Annotated in this window: 13 protein-coding genes; 11 read left to right on the top strand and 2 right to left on the bottom strand. The window is 39.2% G+C overall.

Annotated elements, in window-relative coordinates; translation table 11 throughout:
* The first annotated feature begins 2 nt into the window (after window positions 1-2).
* The gene (gene pyrF / locus MN204_RS04265; RefSeq protein WP_249869845.1) at window positions 3-716 is read left to right on the top strand and encodes an orotidine-5'-phosphate decarboxylase; all 714 of its coding nucleotides are present in this window, start codon (window positions 3-5) and stop codon (window positions 714-716) included.
* Window positions 700-1,314, top strand: coding sequence for an orotate phosphoribosyltransferase (gene pyrE / locus MN204_RS04260; RefSeq protein ID WP_249869844.1), 615 nt, complete (start codon window positions 700-702; stop codon window positions 1,312-1,314). Before pyrF ends, pyrE begins: the two co-directional genes overlap by 17 nt.
* Window positions 1,315-1,557: 243 nt before the next feature.
* Here the strand turns inward: pyrE and MN204_RS04255 are convergent, their stop codons facing one another.
* Window positions 1,558-2,319: a class I SAM-dependent methyltransferase gene (locus MN204_RS04255; protein ID WP_249869843.1), complete on the bottom strand. Its 762-nt coding sequence runs from the start codon at window positions 2,317-2,319 to the stop codon at window positions 1,558-1,560.
* Window positions 2,320-2,437: 118 nt separating this feature from the next.
* Between MN204_RS04255 and MN204_RS04250 the strand changes: the two genes are divergently transcribed.
* Window positions 2,438-3,313, top strand: a complete 876-nt coding sequence (locus MN204_RS04250; RefSeq protein WP_249869842.1) for a LysR family transcriptional regulator — start codon at window positions 2,438-2,440, stop codon at window positions 3,311-3,313.
* Between the two features lie 98 nt (window positions 3,314-3,411).
* The gene (locus MN204_RS04245) at window positions 3,412-3,837 is read left to right on the top strand and encodes an organic hydroperoxide resistance protein (RefSeq protein WP_249869841.1); all 426 of its coding nucleotides are present in this window, start codon (window positions 3,412-3,414) and stop codon (window positions 3,835-3,837) included.
* Between the two features lie 58 nt (window positions 3,838-3,895).
* Here the strand turns inward: MN204_RS04245 and MN204_RS04240 are convergent, their stop codons facing one another.
* Complete coding sequence (locus MN204_RS04240) at window positions 3,896-5,608, bottom strand: Rqc2 family fibronectin-binding protein (protein WP_249869840.1); 1,713 nt, start codon at window positions 5,606-5,608, stop codon at window positions 3,896-3,898.
* A 96-nt stretch (window positions 5,609-5,704) separates the two neighbouring features.
* On the opposite strand from MN204_RS04240, the gene MN204_RS04235 reads away from it, so the two are divergent.
* The 7 genes from MN204_RS04235 (at window position 5,705) to priA (ending at window position 15,279) form a co-directional block, all read left to right on the top strand.
* Window positions 5,705-8,359 carry a calcium-translocating P-type ATPase, SERCA-type gene (locus MN204_RS04235; protein WP_249869839.1) on the top strand — a complete coding sequence of 885 codons (2,655 nt, stop codon included), beginning with the start codon at window positions 5,705-5,707 and terminating at the stop codon, window positions 8,357-8,359.
* Between the two features lie 1,023 nt (window positions 8,360-9,382).
* On the top strand, window positions 9,383-10,264 hold the full coding sequence (locus tag MN204_RS04230; protein ID WP_249869838.1) for a YicC/YloC family endoribonuclease: 882 nt from the start codon (window positions 9,383-9,385) through the stop codon (window positions 10,262-10,264).
* A gap of 122 nt (window positions 10,265-10,386) precedes the next feature.
* A complete protein-coding gene (gene remA, locus MN204_RS04225) occupies window positions 10,387-10,647 on the top strand; it encodes an extracellular matrix/biofilm regulator RemA (protein WP_249869837.1) in 261 nt (86 codons plus the stop codon).
* Between the two features lie 35 nt (window positions 10,648-10,682).
* Window positions 10,683-11,303 (top strand): guanylate kinase, encoded by a 621-nt coding sequence (gene gmk, locus MN204_RS04220; protein ID WP_249869836.1) that lies wholly within the window; start codon window positions 10,683-10,685, stop codon window positions 11,301-11,303.
* On the top strand, window positions 11,300-11,494 hold the full coding sequence (gene rpoZ / locus MN204_RS04215; protein WP_249869835.1) for a DNA-directed RNA polymerase subunit omega: 195 nt from the start codon (window positions 11,300-11,302) through the stop codon (window positions 11,492-11,494). Before gmk ends, rpoZ begins: the two co-directional genes overlap by 4 nt.
* Window positions 11,495-11,665: 171 nt before the next feature.
* Window positions 11,666-12,874, top strand: a complete 1,209-nt coding sequence (gene coaBC / locus MN204_RS04210; RefSeq protein ID WP_249869834.1) for a bifunctional phosphopantothenoylcysteine decarboxylase/phosphopantothenate--cysteine ligase CoaBC — start codon at window positions 11,666-11,668, stop codon at window positions 12,872-12,874.
* The gene (gene priA / locus MN204_RS04205; RefSeq protein ID WP_249869833.1) at window positions 12,871-15,279 is read left to right on the top strand and encodes a primosomal protein N'; all 2,409 of its coding nucleotides are present in this window, start codon (window positions 12,871-12,873) and stop codon (window positions 15,277-15,279) included. Before coaBC ends, priA begins: the two co-directional genes overlap by 4 nt.
* Window positions 15,280-15,301 lie beyond the last annotated feature (22 nt).

Below are 15,301 nucleotides of genomic sequence, written 5' to 3'. Positions count from 1 at the left end.
GTATGAATAAGCATATTTATTTGGCACTTGATTTTCCGAATTGGGAAGAGACGAAGCAGTTTCTTGATGAGAATCACCTTCAAGGTATACCTGTTAAAGTCGGCATGGAGCTTTTTTACAAAGAAGGACCAGCCGTTATCGAAAACTTAAAACAAGATAATCATCCGATTTTTCTAGACTTAAAATTGCATGATATACCAACAACCGTTATGCGCGCAATGCGAAATATTTCCAGTCTTGGTGTGGACATTACCAATGTACATGCTCTTGGCGGCAATGAAATGATTAAGTTTGCCAAGGAAGGACTGACCAGTGGAAGTTCCAATTATGATACGAAATTGATCGCAGTCACGATATTAACTTCAATGGATCAGAATGTCTTAAATAAAGAATTGCGTATCCCTGGAAATCTGGAAGATAATGCAGTATATTTTGCTGAATCCGCCAAAGAGAGTGGTGCAGATGGCGTCGTTTGCTCTGTACACGAAGCAACTGCGATTAAACATGCTTGTGGTGACTCTTTTTTAACAGTGACCCCTGGTATCCGATTAAAAGAAGCGAACAGTAATGACCAGAAAAGAATTGCAACTCCGGGTTTTGCCAAAGAGAACGGATCTGACTACATTGTAATTGGTAGAAGTGTCACGCAGGCGGAGAATCCATATGAGGCTTATCAACAAGCGGTAGAGGAGTGGAACAATGGTGTTAAAGGATGAACTTGCAAGAGACTTACTAAAAATTAAGGCCGTACAAATCAATCCCGAAAATTATTTTACCTGGACTTCCGGGATCAAATCACCGATTTACTGTGATAATCGATTAACAATGTCCTACCCGGAAGTTCGTAAAAAAATAAGTGAAGCATTTGCTGAAAAAATAGCAGCAATGGATGAAAAACCGGAAGTGATTGCAGGGTGTGCAACTGCAGGAATCCCACATGCTGCCTGGCTTGCAGAAAGGTTAAATCTTCCTATGGTTTATGTTCGATCCAAGCCTAAAGGGCATGGTAAGGGGAATCAGATTGAGGGCGAAATCAAAAAAGACCAAAAAGTCCTTGTCATTGAAGATTTGATTTCAACTGGAGGATCTTCCATCGAATCTGCGAAGGCATTAACGGATGCAGGTGCAGATGTATTAGGGGTTTTTGCAATTTTTACTTATGGTCTGCAAAAGGCAGCCGAAAACTTTGAAGCTGAAGGCATCTCGTTTGACACGATCACTAATTTTGATGAATTGGTCGATGCTTTAGTTGAAGATGGTATGTTCCATGAAGAAGCGAAAACTAAATTAATATCCTGGAGAGATCGTTTATAAAAGAAGCTGGGACAAAAGTGTTCGTTACATAAAAGTCCGAACGAATTCGAATTCGTTCGGATTTTTAGCACGTATTAACGGGCTGTACTACCTCCACCTCTAGCATGAGAAGGATTAAAAACTTAGAAGATGGGATAAACAGGCCCGTAAATTCCCTATTCTGTTCAAGGGCCTTTAGGTCATACCCTTGGTGGTGCTAACATTCAGTGGGGAGGAAAGGGAAATCCCCACTGAAGTTTCACTTTATTTTTTGCAAATAACCATCCACTCATCAATGGCGATAGATTCTACTTTCTGATGTTCCAGTTTTATATTGTAATATTCCTTGATTTCTTCTGGAGCATGAAGAAGGAACTCATGGACCTTTTCAATTTCTTGTTTCTTATCCAATGTTCGATTCACCCATTCATGAAAAGGTAATGTTTTCTTTCTGATTCTTTCCTTTGTAACAGTTAAATTGTTTTTTTGGAAGAGTTCTTTCCACTTCGAAATTTGTAAGGATTTGACATGACTATAGTCACGCATTTTTTCGAGCTTATTGATATATACATCATAATCATTATTCTCAGCTGCTATGTTGTCAATAAGAATAAAACTTCCTCCAGGTTTTAATACACGCTGAACCTCTTTTATAAATAAGGATGGTTGGGGAAAATGGTGTGCAGCAATTCTGCAAGTGACAGAATCAAAACTATGATCGAGGAATGGCAGGTATTCAGCATCAGCAATTACATAAATAATATTAGGATAGTCTCTCAGATGTTTAGAAGTGTTCTCCAGCATGTCTTTTGTAATGTCTGTAGCAAATGCTGTTTTTACAAATGGCGAAAGCTGTTTGACGACATGGCCACCACCAGTAGCTATATCAAGCAAGATGGAGTCAGCTGTAGGATTAAGCCAGTCTTTTAGTAATTGGAGATCCTCACCTTGAGAATGTGTACTGCTTGTTACATATGCTTTTCGATTTTTAGAGAAAACCTTTTTAACGTGTTCTTTCTCGTTCATCTATAATTCCTCCTTAAAAAATACTCCCTAAATTTATCATATGATTTATAATGCAATAAGTAAAATACTAATATATAATTAAAACTAATAAGTATTATTTATCGGGAGGGGGTATTCCATGAAAATTGATGATTATGAACTGCTCATAAAATTGAATGAAATTGGAACGATACGCGGAACGGCTAAAGTAATTTTGATCTCCCAACCTGCTGTCACCCAGAGACTTAAATATATTGAAGAATATTTTGGGACAGCTATCTTTCTTCGTACCTCCAAGCGTCTAATCGCTACGCCAACTGGTGAAATTATTATCGAACATGCGAAGAGGGTACTCGATCATGAGAGAGAATTAAAAAACAGGCTTGCGGAATCTGGAAAAGAAATTCAAGGTACATTATCAATCGCCTGCTCTTCTATAATTAGTCAACGGTTTCTTCCTGCAATACTTGGAGAGTTTACTTCCACTTATCCAAAGGTTGCGATTGATCTCGTTACCGGAATAAGTGAAGACATAAGACGTGATCATAAAAAATATCATGTATGTATTATTCGAGGAGCAAAACTAAAGGAAACAACGTCAATCCGTTTATTTGATGATCCGTTATACATGTTTGATACGGAACCATTCCCAAAAGATAAACTGAAAGAACGTCCATTAATTTCATTCAAAAGTGATGACAGTATGCATGAACTTGTAGATAACTGGCTTTATCATCATCAGGATAAAATTAAGCCGCTGAAAACAATGACCGTCGATCAGATTGAGACGTGTAAACAATTTATGAAACAGGGAATCGGTATGGCTGTATTGCCAGAAAGTGTCTCTGATTCCATGATGGATCGTTATCCGCACATTCCGCTTGAAGTCGATGGAAGAAGCGTGACTCGGGATACTTGGGTTTGTTACCAGGAAGGTATCCGCAAGCTACCCCAAGTCGATCACTTTATTACCGCACTGACCAACACGAATTTTCTTGGTTATAAAGTTGAGTAATTATTATTCGTTGTACGTAATTCTCTTTATGGAATATGTTTAACAGACCAGAAATAGAGGAACAGTACAACAGACACAAATAAAAAGGGAGTGACGTGATGAGTGATATTATTTTTACTTCAAGTGCAACAGCAAAAAATGGCAGGGAAGGTCATGTTAAATCGGACGATGGTTTGATCGACCTAGATTTAGTGAACCCGGCAAAAGGGAAGTCCGATAAAAAAGGTTCAAATCCAGAACAGTTATTTGCTGCAGGATATTCAGCATGCTATGATGGTGCATTAAATTCGGTTGCATCTCAGCAAAAGAAGCAAATTGAATCAGAAACAACCGCAGATGTTAGTTTTATGAAGGATCAGGAAAATGGTGGTTATAAGATTGGGGTAACACTTAATATTAAGATTGAAGGGGTTAACCCTGAAGAAGCTCAGGAATTGGCAGAAGCGGCTCACCAAGCATGCCCATATTCTAAAGCTACCAGAGGAAATATTGAAGTTAAATTGAATCCACAAGCAGTCCAATAACAGTATGATTGCGATTTTGTTACATGCAAATAAAATCAAAAGGATGATCCACAAGGGATCATCCTTTTTTCCTTAGTTTATCAACTGTTTCTTTTGATGGAGTTACATAAAGTGTTTTTTGATTATCATAGGTGACGTACCCTGGTTTAGCTCCATTTGGCTTTTTGACATTTCTAATCGTTGTATAATCAACAGGTACAGAAGATGAATTTTGAGATTTACTGAAATAGGCAGCCAGCTCAGCTGCCTCCAGAAGCGTTTGTTCACTTACTTCCTTTGAACGGATAATGACGTGCGAACCAGGGATATCTTTCGTATGCAGCCACGTATCATCACGGTGGGCAAGTTTTGTTGTTGCATATTCATTTTGCTTATTATTTTTACCGACGAATATTAATGTGCCATCTGTAGCGATATATTCTTCAGGTACAGGTTTGGAAGGTTTGTTTTTATTTTTGCGATTTATTTTTTGTTTTTTCAAATAGCCTTCTTCCCGCAATTCCTCACGAATTTCTTCTATATCTTCTACTCCTGCAACATCTATTTGCTGCAGTAACTGATTAAAGTAATCTAGTTCTTCGTTAGTTCGAATAATCTCATTTTGGACAAACTGTTTGGATGTTTTCAGCTTTTGATATGTTTTAAAGAAGCTCTGTGCATTTTCACTTGGTGTTTTATTCGGATTCAGTTCAATGGTTATCTCTGCCTGATCGGGATCATAGTAATCCGTAACAGTGATGGCCGTATTACCTTGTTTTACAAGATGCATATGGGCCGTAAGCAGTTCACCCATTTTTTGGTAGTAATCAGCCTTTTCAGCTTTCTTGACCGTTTGGAGATGTTTTTTTAGCTTCCGTTCATTTTTGTTTTGTTCATTTTTAATAAAACGATATAAATCCTTTGCCTGTTGCTTTACACGGTCACGCTCTGCTTTCCCGGAATAGAAGCTGTCAAGCATGGAGTTAACCGTTTCAAATTCCTCTTTTTCCCCTTTAGTGGAAGTAATGGGGAGAACATGAAAATCTTCCTTGCCATTGCGGTAAATGGCCGGTGAATATTCATTACCTAACAGCTGTAGCTGAATCTCTGTAAATTTTTCCACATATACTTCATTTGAACCGAAATGAGCGCGGTAAGTTATCTCGTTCGTAATAAATGGTGAAAATCCATCGAGTATGCCTACCATTTGTTTATCGATTTGACCTGCATTAAAATCAAGTTTACGGATGAACTGTTCTCCATCTATTTCCAATGGATTCAGTTTATCCTGGGATGGCGGCAGCTTATATTCCTGACCGGGGAGGATTGTCCGATGCCGATTTTGTGCCATGGAAATGTGCTTTATGCTGTCTATGATATGTCCCTTATCCTTATCGACGATCATCACATTACTATGTTTCCCCATCAGTTCTACTACTAGTAATTTATGGCTCATATCACCAAGTTCATTCCTTGTCTTAATGGAAAAGTTCACGATTCGTTCCATTCCATACTGCTCGATATCTTCTATAATAGCACCAGAAAGATGTTTTCTGAGTACCATACAAAACATCGGTGGTTCTTTCGGATTTGTGTATGTATCATCTGTCAGATGTAATCTCGCATAGGTCGGATGGACGGAAAAGAGTAATGTATGGTTTTTTCCTTGACTTCTAATTGTAAAAACGAGCTCACCGGATGTGGGCTGATAGATTTTCGTTATTTTACCTGAAATTAATTTAGTTTTTAATTCTTCTGTAACTGCTCTTGTTACGATACCATCGAATGGCATAAAATCACCTCTTGCGCAATTATAGCATTTTTTAGGATTGTTAGGCATAGAAATGAAGTAATAGCTTGTACTATCTAAATGCCCGGAGGAATGCAGATGAAATGGTATCAGTTGGATGCAGAAAAAGTGGAACAGAAGTTGCACGTCACAGCCAATAGGGGACTCAGCTCAAAACAGGCGGAAGAACGCCGGAAACAATATGGAGAAAATATCCTGGAATCAAAGAAAAACACTTCCAAATGGCTAATTTTTCTGAAACAGTTTCAGGATTTTATGGTCATTGTGTTACTGGCTGCCACATTGATAGCCGGGCTGCTTGGAGAATATATTGATGCAATCGCCATCATGATTATTGTATTCATTAATGGATTCATCGGTTTTTTTCAGGAGCAAAAAGCGGAGAATTCACTTGAAAAGCTAAAGGAATTATCAGCACCGATGGCAAATGTCTTTCGTGATAAGCAATGGGGAAAAGTAACTTCCAGAGAGGTAGTCGTAGGGGATATTGTTAAAATTAATAGCGGAGACCGTATTCCTGCTGATATCCGTATTGTGAAATCAAATAGCATGGAGACAGAGGAGTCGGCACTTACTGGTGAATCGCTCCCGGTAAGTAAGCATGCTACAGCGATAAAAATGGACAACCTTGATGTTCAAGATCAGGTGAACATGGGGTTTATGGGTACACTTGTAACAAGAGGATCCGGTGTAGGAATTGTTGTTGGCACAGGGATGAATACCGTCATGGGACAGATTGCTTCACTGATGGCTAATACAAAAAAGATGGTAACACCATTAGAAATGAAGCTGGCAGAACTGGGTAAAATTTTAATCGTTGTTGCATTATTACTGACCGTTTTAGTTGCAGGACTAGGTGTCATACAAGGTCATCCAATGTATGACATGTTTCTAGCAGGGGTATCACTAGCTGTTGCGGCCATTCCAGAAGGTCTGCCTGCAATTGTAACAGTCGCTCTTTCACTTGGTGTACAACGGATGATTCGTAAAAAGGCAATTGTCCGGAAGCTTTCGGCAGTGGAGACATTGGGTTGTGCATCTGTCATCTGCTCGGATAAGACAGGAACAATGACTGAAAACCAGATGACAGTAAAGGAAATTTACCTCAATGGTGATTATTTGTATGTTTCTGGGGATGGATACCAGGTACATGGCGATTTCTTCCTTGAACGAGAAAAAGTAGAAAGCACATATCCCAATCTTGAAAATATGCTTCTGTATGGGATGCTTTGCAACAACGCGTCGATACATGTTAAAAAGGGAAAAAATTATATTGATGGTGACCCAACTGATGGAGCCCTATTAGTTGCTGCGAGGAAGATGGGTTTAACAGCAGACATAGGTGAATCATACCGCATTGTGAAGGAATTTCCGTTTGATTCAGATCGAAAAAGAATGAGTGTCGTAGTGGAAGACAAGAATAAAATGCGGTTTCTGATTACAAAGGGGGCTCCAGATGTCCTGCTGCCAAGATCATCTTTTTTCTTGGACAAGGATGGAAGGAAACTTCTGAAACACCAAAATAAAGTCCAGATTGAAAATGCCATTAATGACATGGCTAATAAAGCGTTAAGAACTATAGCAATCAGTATGAAAGCCATATCATCCAATGCGTCGCTAGATTCAGCTTTACTGGAAGATGAACTGACATTTATCGGATTATACGGACTAATGGACCCGCCAAGAAAAGAAGTAAAAGCTGCTATTAGAGAATGCCGAGAAGCAGGAATAAAAACGGTCATGATAACAGGTGACCATGTTAATACTGCAAGGGCTATCGCGAGAGATTTAAATTTGCTTCCAGACAATGGCCTTGTACTTGAAGGTCATCAATTAAACAAAATGACGACGGAGGATCTTGGTAATGTAATCGAAGAGACGTATGTTTTTGCAAGAGTGACACCGGAACATAAACTGAAAATCGTGAAGGCTTTCCAGGAAAAAGGACATATCGTTGCAATGACAGGTGATGGAGTTAATGATGCCCCTGCAATAAAAGCCAGTGATATTGGAATTAGTATGGGAATAAGTGGTACAGATGTCACGAAGGAAGCTTCTTCTCTAATCTTGATGGATGATAATTTTGCCACGATTAAATCAGCGATTCAGGAAGGAAGGAATATCTATGAAAACATCCGTAAATTCATCAGGTATTTACTCGCTTCCAATGTAGGTGAAATACTAGTAATGCTTTTTGCCATGCTGCTTGCCTTACCTCTCCCGCTCATACCTGTTCAGATTCTCTGGGTGAATCTTGTTACAGATGGTCTCCCAGCAATGGCACTTGGACTTGATAAAGCGGAAGAAGATGTTATGAAACGGTCACCAAGAAGTCCCCGTGAAGGAATTTTCTCGAGGGGATTGGGCTATAAAATAATAAGCAGAGGAATTATGATTGGGATAGTAACATTGATCGGCTTTGTCGTTACGTATCAAAATAACCCGGATAACTTAATGTTTGCCCAAACAACAGCTTTCACCATTTTGGTAGTGGCACAGCTGATTCATGTATTTGATTGCAGAAGCGAGCATTCTATATTCGCGAGAAATCCTTTTGAGAATATTTATCTTGTTTTTGCAGTGATTTCATCTTTGCTACTTCTTCTAGTAGTAGTTTACTGGCCACCATTGCAGCCGATTTTCCATACAGTAAGTCTTACACTCACGGACTGGATGCTTGTCATTGGTCTGGCGGCAATACCAACAGTTTTATTTGGATTCACAAAAAAATAGTACATCAGCAGCCCGGGAATGGAACATGTCGGGTTGCTTTTTTTTTTAGAACTCAACTTTCGTACCAATCATAGATAGCCAATAATAACCACCTTGCTAAGCTTTGAAAAAAGTAAGGCTGGTTTTCGTAATTTTTTGCGTTATTTGCCTCGTATTTTATGTGAACTCCAAAGTAACTCAATAACATTGGATTTGATATAAGCTGTGACGCAGGATAAGCAGCTTCGGCTACCGCTCTGGGGAATAAACTGCGCTTTTTCGCGGGCGGTTGGTGAGCCAACTTGCGCTAAAGCGCTACGCTGTCTCACCGATGCCTCTCTTCCCGCAGAAGTCTCCGTTTATTCCCCAGAGCTGGTTAGAAGATTGCTGACTATTACTACTCATGCACTAGCTCAAAAAGCACCATACAACAACTTCATCAGTACAGGTGAGCGTCCACAATTATCTAGGACTGGTGAATCTACTGATTACGAAAAATCTTTGTAGCTAGTTATAAAAATGCTAAATGCAATCAAAGTTAATCAAAAAGCTTCTACGGTTCTTGAAGAGGTATCTATTTTTTCAAGAACTGCCATACTAGCCGCCCGTATACACGTAGACTCCAACGGGAGGAAAGGCATCGGAGAGACCCCGCAGTGCGATAGCACGAGGAGGGCTCACCAGCCGCCCGTGAACCGCAAGTGTATACGGGCGGCGGTTGCCGAAGTTACTTGTTTCAATTACCCGCTTAGAGATTTTACAAAGATGGCAGTTACCGCATTTTATATCAATTAAGATGAAAACCTATCAGTTAATCCAAAGTCCACTTAAGCAGTATATCTCCAACTCCTAATTCTACCAAGGTTTATCTGTCAGTCTCACTAAACGGAAAGTTCTATTATAACTTCTAACTGTTTGAATCTTAGAGAAAGACGGTAAATTTACACCTACTAGTAACAGATTGTTTTCCCAAAAGAAACAGGATTGGTATAATAGGTTTAGAATTTAGGCAAAAAACGTATAATGAAAGTGGATGTGATAGGAATGGTGTCAAGTATGACTGGTTATGGAAAAGAGACGCAACTCATAGAAAAAACATCAATTATGATAGAAATCAGAAGTGTCAATCATCGCTTTCTTGATGTAATGGTGAAGATGCCTCGCTCTTTCCTCTTTTTGGAAGATAAACTGAAAAAAATTGCCCAATCCTATTTTCAGAGAGGGAGAATTGAGATATATGTTGGACTTGAGGGAGATAATTTATCACGTAAAAAATTAACTGCCGACTGGGAGTTGATGGATCAATATATGGAACAGCTGAATGAGGCTAAACGAAGATACGAACTTTCGGGTGAGTTACCATTATCGGTCATGACGACGATTCCTGATTTTTTTCAAATACAGGAAACGCAAGAGGACACCGATGAATTCCATGCACGCATCCTCAATGGAACAGAGAAGGCTTGTAAGCAAGTATCGATGATGAGGATGGAAGAAGGAGATTATTTAGCTGGAGATTTAGCGGAAAGGCTTGAGACCATCCATGCAATCATAACAGGACTGTCCAATCGAAGAGATGCTGTCAGAAGAGAATATCAGGATAAGATTCGGGATAGAGTGTCGGAATATCTGGATGGATCTATGGCTGTGGATGATGCCAGAATACATCAGGAAATTGTATTGCTGGCAGATAAAGGAGATATCACGGAAGAAATTACAAGACTTAAAAGTCATAGGGAGCATTTTAAGAGGACGTTGGGGAGTAAAGAAGCTTCAGGAAGAAAGCTGGATTTTATCACACAGGAGATGCACCGCGAAGCCAATACGATTGGATCGAAATCGACAGATGCCAAAATTGGTGAATGGACCGTCCTGCTAAAAAGTGAAATAGAAAAAATGAAGGAACAAGTGCAGAATATCGAGTGAAAGAAAACACTTCATAGCTCATTTTAAACTTAATAGTATAAATTTCCGATTGGATAAAGTATAATGGTACTATTATATAAAATGACTGAATAACGTTATGGTTCGTTCAAGGGGGAAATAAGTTGAGTTTGAGTTTGATTAATATTGGTTTTGGAAATGTTGTTTCCGCAAATCGGATTATTTCGATTGTTTCACCGGAATCAGCACCAATAAAACGAATTATTACAGTAGCTAGAGAAAACAATAAATTGGTGGATGCTACCTACGGGAGACGTACACGTGCTGTCATAATCACTGACAGTGATCACGTCGTTCTGTCAGCTGTACAACCTGAAACGGTCGGACAACGGGTAATTAGTCATGAAGAAATTTCAGATGAATAGCTACATATATCAGTAGAGCTTTAGGAGGAAACATGTTGATAAAAGAGAAAGGGATTCTATTTATTCTTTCTGGCCCATCTGGAGTAGGAAAAGGTACAGTGAGAAAGAAGCTTTTTGAGGAAGCAAGTGAGCTACAGTATTCCATATCGATGACTACCAGAAATATGCGGCCTGGTGAAATGGACGGTGTTGATTATTTCTATAAAACAACCGAAGAATTTGAAAATCTGATTGAACAGAATCAGCTTTTGGAATATGCAAATTATGTTAATAATTACTACGGTACACCTCGTACTTATGTTGAAGAGACACTGGAAAAAGGACAGGATGTCTTTTTGGAAATAGAAGTGCAAGGAGCATTACAAGTTAAACAGAACTTTCCTGAAGGGGTATTTATTTTTCTATTCCCACCAAGTCTGGAAGAATTGAAGAACCGTATTGTGAATCGTGGAACTGAAACAGAGGAATTAGTACTCAATCGTTTGAAAGAAGCTCGTAAAGAGATAGAGATGATGGATGCTTATGACTATGTTGTTGTTAATGATCAAGTTGAACATGCAGTTGATAAGGTGAAAGCAATCATTAAGAGTGAACATCTTAAACGGGAACGAGTTGCAAAACAATACAAAAAAATATTGGAGGATGAACTATCATGATGCTAGAACCATCAATCGATGCTTTGCAAGAAAGAATTAATTCCAAATATACACTTGTGACATTATCTTCAAGACGTGCTAGACAATTAAGTGATACAAAGGATGTAATGGTTGAAAATCCAAAATCATATAAATACGTTGGAATGGCATTGGAAGAAATAGAAGCTGGAAAGCTTTACTTGGAAAAATGATCCGTCAAAAATAGATAAACTCTCCGCGAATATGGCGGGGAGTTTATTTTAGTTGTTGGAGAGATGATGCATTTCAGATTTTATTAACGCGTTATAGAAGATATATGTTCTATTTATATGGTATAAATAAACTACAGTTAGTACGAAAACAGGTATGGAAGGAGTTATAAAATGGTTAACCAAAAAAACATCTTATTGGGAGTTTCCGGTGGGATAGCAGTATACAAAGCATGTGCTCTTACAAGCAAATTAGTCCAAAAAGGTGCGAATGTAAAAGTCATCATGACAGAAAGTGCTGCTGAATTTGTTTCACCACTAACATTTCAAGCATTATCGAGAAACCCCGTATATATAGATACGTTTGATGAGAAACATCCAGATAAAATTGCCCATATTGATTTGGCGGATTGGGCAGAAATTGCACTTATTGCTCCGGCGACAGCAAATATAATCGGAAAACTTGCAAATGGCATTGCAGATGATATGCTCTCCACTACCTTACTTGCCACTCAGGCCGAAGTTTATATAGCTCCAGCAATGAATGTACATATGTATGCACACCCAGCTGTAATAAAAAACATGAAACAGCTTGAGCAATGGGGATACCATTTTATAGAACCAGGGGCGGGCTATTTGGCATGTGGCTATGTTGGAAAAGGACGTTTGGAAGAACCGGAAAGCATTATTAAAGTAATCGAATCGCATCAGCAGCGTGAACCATTCCTTTCAGGCAAGAAAGTACTTATTTCGGCAGGACCTACAAGAGAACAGATTGATCCCGTACGTTTTTTTACAAATCGATCAACTGGGAAAATGGGCTTCGCACTTGCCGAAGCGGCAGCAGAATATGGAGCAGATGTCACGCTTGTAACAGGTCCTGTTGCAGAGAAAGTGACACACTCTGGAATTAAGATAATCGATGTTACAACTGCTGAGCAGATGTATGATGCTATGCATCTTCATTTCAAGGATCAGGATATCGTTATAAAGTCCGCTGCAGTGGCTGACTACAGACCAAAACACATATATGGTGAAAAAATGAAGAAGCAGGATGGTAACTGGCATATTGAGATGGAACGAACGAAGGATATCCTTCAATCGCTCGGTGAAATAAAATCAGGACAGTATTTGGTCGGCTTTGCGGCTGAGACTACAAATCCTTTGGAATACGGAAAGAAAAAGCTTGTAAAAAAGAATTTGGATGCGATTGTCATTAATGATGTATCTTCTGAAGGGGCTGGGTTTGGAGGAGATACGAACGTCGTTACTTATGTAAATAAATTAATGAAACAAGATGAAGTTGCATTAGCATCGAAAAAGGAAATAGCAGAAAAGATTCTTACATTTATAGACAGGGATATGAAGGATGAAGTGCAGTGAATATAGCTAAAGTTATTGTTGATGTGCCGGCAAGTTCCACGAATCAAACATTTGATTATATGATTCCAGAAAAATTCATGGATATGCTTTCTGTTGGCATGAGGGTGATTGTTCCATTCGGACCTCGTAAAATAATGGGCTTTGTAGTGGATATAACTTCCGAGTCCAGCTTCAGTAAATTGAAAGATATTATCGATGTGCTGGATGTAACCCCTGTATTGACTGAAGAACTGCTTGAACTTGGAAAATGGGTGGCAGAAGAAACATTAAGCCTGTCAATTACCGCATTGCAGGCAATGCTTCCCCAGGTTTTAAAATCACACTATAAGAAAGAGCTGGTTCGTCTTTCGGATGAAAATTTACCCGATGAGATGGAACATCTTTTCGCGGGCAGGGGGTACATCCCTTTTGAGGAATTTGAAGCATCATCAATCAGTTATTACCAGCTTCAAAAACGGATAGAGGCCGGGGATATTTCAATCGAATATCTGGTGAAATCGAGAATTACTAAAAAACAGGTTACAATGGTCAAACCGGCCAAAGAGATTCATTTGTTGGAGGAGGCCGTTGGTGATTTACCCAAATCAGCTAAAAAACAGAAACAACTGCTTTTATTTTTCATTGACTATGAAAAAGAAGTAGAACAGCAGGAATTATTGAAGAAATTAAACACTACTGCAACTACTGTAAAGGCACTCGTTGAAAAAGGTCTTTTGGAGACATCCTCAAAAGAAGTGCTGCGAAATCCCTATAATGATGAAGACTTTCCAAGAACATCACCATTGGAATTAACCAATGAGCAAAGGGAAGCAATTCAGCCAATTAATGAATCGATTGAAACAAATAATCACGATGTCTTTCTGATTCACGGTGTTACCGGAAGTGGCAAAACAGAAATTTATCTGCAGGCAATCCAAAATGTGTTAAATAAAGGGAAAGAGGCAATCGTCCTTGTTCCGGAAATTTCACTGACACCACAAATGGTGAAACGGTTTAAAGGAAGGTTTGGCTCCAATGTTGCGGTCATGCACAGCGCACTCTCTGCCGGAGAAAAGTTTGATGAATGGCGTAGAATTCTCCGTAAAGAAGTGAAGGTAGTTGTGGGCGCAAGATCTGCCATATTTGCTCCCTTTGAAAACCTAGGTATCATTATCATTGACGAAGAACATGAGACAACCTACAAGCAGGAAGACCAGCCTCGCTACCACGCACGCGATGTAGCCATTCATAGAGGACAAAAAAATAGCTGTCCCGTTATACTGGGAAGTGCTACGCCTGCCCTGGAATCGTACGCAAGGGCCAGTAAGGGTGTATATAAGCTTTCCATCTTGAATGAAAGAACGAATGGAAAAGCAATGCCTGAGGTGGAAATCATAGATATGAGAAATGAACTTCATGCAGGTAATCGGACAATGTTTTCGAGAACGCTTAAGGACAAAATCCAGCAATGTCTGAATAAAGGTGAACAAATTGTTCTGATGTTAAACAGAAGGGGCTACTCTACTTTTGTCATGTGCAGAGATTGTGGACACGTTAAAGAATGTCCGCATTGTGATATTGCTTTAACGTTTCACAAAAACAGCAATCAGCTCAAATGCCATTATTGTTCCTATGAAGAAAAAGTTCCGGTTGTATGTCCGGAATGTGAGAGTGATTTAATCCGCTATTTTGGGACGGGCACACAAAAAGTGGAAGAGTCATTGACAAAACTGATTCCTGAGGCAAGGGTCGTACGTATGGATGTTGATACTACTAGAAGGAAAGGTTCCCATGAAAAACTTCTGAAGCAATTTGCCGAAAGAAAAGCGGACATACTATTGGGTACACAGATGATTGCCAAAGGTTTGGATTTTGAAAATGTTACCCTCGTGGGCGTGCTCAGTGCTGATTCTATGCTGCATCTTCCTGATTTCCGATCATCCGAAAAAACATTTCAATTGCTTACACAGGTGAGCGGACGTGCTGGAAGGCATGAACTTCCAGGCGAGGTTATTGTACAGACCTATACGCCTGACCATTACAGCATCGAGCTAGCAAGTGAATATAATTTCACTGATTTTTATAAAAAGGAAATGGCAATGCGGAAAACGTTTCACTATCCTCCATACTTTTATCTGGCTCTCATAACAGTTTCACACGAAAATAATGTGAAAGCTGTTCAAACAACGCAGCAAATAGCACAATTATTGATGAAATCAGTTGGGAATAATACGGTTGTACTAGGTCCGACTCCATCCCCTATACCGCGCATCAAAGATAGATATCGCTATCAATGCATGATAAAATACAGAGATGAGCCGCATTTACGTCATTATATCAATAAAATAAAGAATGTTTTTGCTGATGAAGTAAGGAAAAATGATTTACTGATTACGGTTGATATGCAGCCCTATCACATGATGTAGCTGTATATTTCCGTCAGTAGCG

This window comes from Oceanobacillus saliphilus (genome assembly GCF_023522835.1).
GTDB classification, from domain to species: domain Bacteria; phylum Bacillota; class Bacilli; order Bacillales; family Amphibacillaceae; genus Oceanobacillus; species Oceanobacillus saliphilus.
The sequence above is the reverse complement of the archived record's forward strand: the minus strand, read 5'-3'. Positions and strand labels throughout refer to the sequence as shown.